Origin of the sequence: Rhizobium sp. 18055 (genome assembly GCF_902706285.1) — a bacterium.
GTDB lineage: Bacteria > Pseudomonadota > Alphaproteobacteria > Rhizobiales > Rhizobiaceae > Rhizobium.
This window is the reverse complement of sequence record NZ_CACSKD010000470.1, coordinates 1-393: the sequence shown is the minus strand read 5'-3', so window position 1 is coordinate 393 and position 393 is coordinate 1. Positions and strand designations below refer to the sequence as shown.

Genomic DNA, 393 nt, shown 5'->3' with positions numbered 1-393 from the left:
GCCGTGGCCCGTGCCTCCTCTCGCTACTCGCCGCCGATGCAGCTGATCGGCAAGCTTTACCGCGCCAACGGTGGCTGGCAGGCGGACTGGGTGTTCGTCGACAACGGCCGCGAACTGAACAAGTGGACCAGCAAGGACGCCAACGCCATGCGCGCGATGGCCGCCGGTGCCGACGGTGCCGCCGATGCGCTGGTCAAGCGCTATGCCAAGGCCGGCGTGGCCGTCGGCCAGGCCGGCACCTACCGCCTGGTGGTGACCGGCATCAACAGCGCCGATGACTACCTGCGGCTGGCCGCTGGCCTGCGCGAGGTGCCGGTGGTGCGCAGCGTCACCCCGCTGCACGCCTCGGCCGGCCAACTGGAGCTGAGCGTGGAGATGACCACCGGCCTGGCC

Annotated in this window: 1 protein-coding gene; it reads left to right on the top strand. The window is 71.0% G+C overall.

From position 1 onward, the window contains the following. Nucleotides 1-3: 3 nt before the first annotated feature. On the top strand, nt 4-393 hold a 390-nt coding region (locus GVL52_RS30065), incomplete at its 3' end, for a DUF2066 domain-containing protein (RefSeq protein WP_280179142.1).